1 protein-coding gene is annotated in these 1,246 nt (G+C 68.4%); it reads left to right on the forward strand.

Annotated features, from left to right (window positions below; all coding sequences use genetic code 11):
* Positions 1-1,130: tannase/feruloyl esterase family alpha/beta hydrolase (locus ACTWQJ_RS51535; protein WP_443313224.1), on the forward strand; the 1,130-nt coding region annotated here is incomplete at its 5' end.
* Positions 1,131-1,246 lie beyond the last annotated feature (116 nt).

Here is a 1,246-nt window from a genome sequence, read left to right on the forward strand (position 1 = left end):
CGCTGCTGAAGAACTTCGCCTCCCGCTCCCAGCACGAGGCGGCGGTCGTCGGCAAGGAGGTCGTCGACGCGATCTACGGCAAGGATCCCGCGTACTCGTACTTCACCGGCTGCTCCACCGGCGGACGCCAGGGCTATATGGAGGCCCAGCGCTACCCCGACGACTACGACGGCATCCTCGCCGACGCTCCCGCCGTCAACTGGGACGAGTTCGAGGTCGCCACCCTGTGGCCGCAGGTGGTCATGAACAACGAGAAGACCTACCCGTCCAAGTGTGAGTTCGACGCCTTCACCAACGCCGCCGTCAAGGCCTGCGACTCCCTCGACGGCATCAAGGACGGCCTGGTCAACGATCCGTCCCGCTGCGACTTCGACCCGCGCCGGCTGATCGGCACCAAGGTCGTGTGCGAGGGCAGGGAGCTGACCATCACGGCGGCCGACGCGACCGTCGTACGCAAGATCTGGGACGGTCCGCGTACCTCCTCCGGCAAGAAGCTGTGGTACGGCGTCCCGATCGGGGCCGACATCTCGGCGCTGGCCGGGCACACCGATCCCGACGCCGACGGAAACGTCGTGGGGACGCCGTTCCCGGTGCCCGCCGCCTGGGTCAAGCTCTGGGTGGCGAAGGATCCGTCCCTCGACATCTCGAAGATCACCTACGGTCAGTTCACGCAGCTGTTCCAGCAGTCCCAGGCCGAGTACGACAAGGTCATCGGCGCGGACGACCCGGACCTGACGGCCTTTCGCAAGTCCGGCGGCAAGCTGCTGAGCTGGCACGGCGACGCCGACGAGTACATCCCCACCCAGGGCACCGTGCAGTACCGCGAGCGGGTCGAGCGTGAACTGGGCGGCGCCAAGCGGGTCGACGACTTCTACCGTCTCTTCCTCGCCCCGGGTACCAACCCCTGCGGCCTCAACGGCGCTGACGGCTCGGCCGACGGCCTCGCCGCGCTGACCGCCTGGGTCGAGCACGGCAAGGCGCCCAAGACGCTGCCCGCCACCCTGATCAACGCCAACGGGCAGAGCGTCACCCGTGACCTGTGCAGCTACCCGCAGGTGTCCCGCTACAAGGGCTACGGCGACCCGGCCGTCGCTTCCAGCTTCAAGTGCGTCTCCCCGTCCCGGCACTGACCGGGCCGGCGACGACCCCCCGACCTGAGAAAGGCCGAACCACCATGAGCACGCAGACATCGGCATCCGCGGATGCGGCGGCCACGGGCGAACGCTCCTCCCTGCTGAGGCTGTAC

Source organism: Streptomyces sp. KR55, from assembly GCF_052245645.1.
Taxonomy (GTDB): Bacteria; Actinomycetota; Actinomycetes; order Streptomycetales; family Streptomycetaceae; genus Streptomyces; species Streptomyces flavusporus.